Below are 2,987 nucleotides of genomic sequence, written 5' to 3'. Positions count from 1 at the left end.
GGCGCGGGGGAACGGGCCTGGGCGGCGGCGGTGGCGGCAGGCGCCGTTGCTCGCGGTGCCGCTGCTGCCGGTGGCCGCGTACATGACGTACCTGCACCACCGCACCGGGGACTGGGCCGCGTGGCAGCATGCACAGGCGGCCGGGTGGTTCCGCACGTTCCGCAACCCGAAGTACGCGTGGGACCAGACCTGGCGCGCGGCCTTCGGGGCCAGCCAGGCCGGGCACACCGCGTGGGTCTTCCAGCTGGAGCTGCTGGCGGTCGTGGTGGGCGTCGCGCTGACCGTCGTGCTGCTGGTGAAGCACCGGTGGCCGGAAGCGCTCTACGTCGCCCTCTCGCTGTTCGCGCTCGGCACCACCACGTGGTTCATGTCGGTCCCCCGCGCGATGCTCCTGTGGTGGCCGCTGTGGACGATGCTCGGTACGTGGGCCGTGCGGCGCCCGATGGTGCGGACGCTCTACGTGTGCTGCGTCGCGCCGGTCATGGCGGGGGTGGCGTTGCTGTTCCTGTCGGGTCAGTGGGCGGGCTGACGTTAGTGGGTCGGCTGACGTGGGCGGGTGGGCTGACTTCGGTGGGTGGGCCGACGCCAGCGCGCACCGGCCAGGAACCCGGCGGCGGTCAGGCCGCCCGTGATCGCGATCCCCCACACCGTCGCCTCGGACTCGTGGACGTAGAAGGTGATGACGGCCACGACCGTGAGCGGCAGCAGGATCCGCGGCGCGATCCGGGCGAACTGGCGGCGTAGTCCGGCACGCGGCAGGTGCCGCCCGAAGGCCGCCGCGATCAACCCCGCCGCCAGCAGCACCAGCGCGATGAAGACCAGCGGGTAGCTGGCCGGTGTCGCGTCGAGCACGAAGTACCGTCCGCGGGCGCCGGCGACGCTGACCACCTTCCCCCGCACCATCCGTGCGACGACCTTGTCACCCCGGTGCGGGTCGAAGGACGGCCAGTCGGCCTCCGCGAACGGGATCTGCGCCAGGGGCAGGATGTCCAGCGTGACCCAGCCGGTGAGGACCGAGTGGGACGCGCCGTGCCGGCCGTCGGTGACCCTGATGGTGCGCCACACCGCGCCTTCGTCGGTGATCGTGGCGGCCTTGTCGACCCAGCAGAAGGCGTTCTGCCCTGCGGCGTCCGACGCGCCGCACGCGGTGGCGGTGGCGGCGGTGGTTCCCGGGTCGCTGTGGGTGACCGTGATGCCCAGGAAAGCGGCCGCCGCGCTCAGCGCCAGGACAGCCATGATCGTGCCGAACGGAATGCGAGCCATCCAGTCCCCCCGCGAGACCCTGGTTCTAGAGACGCCAGTTCTATGAGCTACCAGTTCTAAGGGACGCCAGTTCTAAGAGACGCCTCAGAGCCCGGCTGACAGTGTCCTGCCACAACTTTGACCGCGCAAAGGATTACCCAAACTCCCCGGCTACCATCGACCCATGTCGAGCACGCCGAAGTTCCTGCGCGATCTGGCCAAGAAGACCAACACGGCCTCGGCCGCGCGCGCCGTCCTCCGCGCCACGCACCTGAAGACCGGTCCGGGGCGACTCGGCGACCCGCGCGCGGGGCTCCCGGCGTCGGTCCTGCCGACTGGCGGGAACCGTATTACGGCGGAGAACGCTAAAGCGGGTTCTGCGGACTGGCGCATGGGCAGCGGCAAGTCGCGACCGGGAACGGACCACGAGCGCCAGATCAAGGGCTACGCGTCCACCGACTCGGTCGCGGTCGGGCAGGCCATCGACTTCCATGTGGCGGTGGAGCCTGCGGGCTCCTTCACGATCTCCGTGTACCGCCTCGGCTATTACGCGGGGGCCTCGGCGCGTCGCGTACTGGTGTCCCCGACCCTGAACGCCGGGCCGCAGCCGGTGCCGACGCCGGATGCGGAGACCGGGCGGATCGCCGTGGAGTGGCCGGTGGCGTGGACGCTGGACATCCCGACGGGCTGGCTGTCGGGGACCTACGTGGCCGTCCTGGATAAGGCTGACGGGTTCCGGAACTACGTCCCCTTCGTGGTGCGTGAGGATGAGGTCGCCGCGGACTTCCTCGTGGTGCTGCCGTCGACCAGTTGGCAGGCCTATAACTGGTGGCCGCGCGACGGGATCACAGGGCGCAACGTCTATTACGGCTACGTCACTAAGGACGCCGCAGAGAACGACCCCGCGCTTAAGGCGAAGTTCTCCGCAGACGCGCGCGGATGGATCTCCAACCCGGCGCGAGCCACGCAGGTCTCCTTCGCCCGCCCCTATTTCGCCGATGGTCTGCCTGACGGGTTCGTCCGCGAGCAGTCCTTCATCCAGTGGGCCGAAGGCATGGGCTACGACCTCTCCTACGCCACCGGACTGGACCTGCACGCCGGACGCATCGACCCGAGCAAGTACAAAGGCCTGATCTTCGCCGGCCACGACGAGTACTGGTCGACGGATATGTACCGGCACGCGGAGGAGGCGGTCGCAGCGGGAACGTCTCTAGCGTTCCTCACGGCGAACAACGCCTATTGGCACGTCCGCTATGACGAGGCCTGCCGCACCATGTCCTGCTACAAGGGCTTCGAGGACCCGCACATCGAGGACTTCGGCACCGGGATGTGGCGGGCCGGCGAGGGGCATCCGCGCGCCGAGCAGCAGCTGATGGGGGTGCAGTACAGCGGGATCCTCAAGGGGCGGCAGCCGTTGGTCGTCCGCGAGTCCGGGCACTGGTTCTGGGCCGGGACCGGGGTGAAGGACGGGGAGGAGCTGCCGGGGCTGCTCGGCGGGGAGGCCGACTCGTTCTTCGAGGACATGCCGAAGGCGAAGGTCGAGGAGCAGACGCTGCTGACGGCCTCGCCGTACACGATCTCCAACGGGACGCGATTCGTGCAGAACACGAGCGTCTACCGCGCGGCGAGCGGCGCTTGGGTGTTCACGGCCGGGACGTTCCTGTGGCCGCTGGGGTTGGGGCACCCGGGGTATCGGGACGCGCGGGTTGGTCGGGCGATGGCGAACTTTTTGGGGCGGGTTTTGG

Annotated in this window: 2 protein-coding genes and 1 pseudogene; 2 read left to right on the top strand and 1 reads right to left on the bottom strand. The window is 69.6% G+C overall.

Features of this window, described 5'->3' with window-relative positions:
- Positions 1 to 529: pseudogene (locus IZR01_RS48780) on the top strand (mannosyltransferase family protein); the annotation flags it as partial.
- A gap of 2 nt (positions 530 to 531) precedes the next feature.
- Here IZR01_RS48780 and IZR01_RS48775 read toward each other — a convergent pair.
- Positions 532 to 1,263, bottom strand: a complete 732-nt coding sequence (locus IZR01_RS48775) for a hypothetical protein (protein WP_194927846.1) — start codon at positions 1,261 to 1,263, stop codon at positions 532 to 534.
- Positions 1,264 to 1,426: 163 nt separating this feature from the next.
- On the opposite strand from IZR01_RS48775, the gene IZR01_RS48770 reads away from it, so the two are divergent.
- The coding region (locus IZR01_RS48770) for a N,N-dimethylformamidase beta subunit family domain-containing protein (protein ID WP_194927845.1) at positions 1,427 to 2,987 on the top strand (1,561 nt) is incomplete at its 3' end.

The organism is Catenulispora pinisilvae, assembly GCF_015356865.1.
GTDB classification, from domain to species: Bacteria; Actinomycetota; Actinomycetes; order Streptomycetales; family Catenulisporaceae; genus Catenulispora; species Catenulispora pinisilvae.
Note: the sequence above shows the minus strand (reverse complement) of the source record. Positions and strands in the feature narration are given on the sequence as shown.

Bases quoted from the DNA above. Each gene is read 5' to 3' on its own strand.
- IZR01_RS48775 (WP_194927846.1), bottom strand. From the start codon at position 1,263: ATGGCTCGCATTCCGTTCGGCACGATCATGGCTGTCCTGGCGCTGAGC.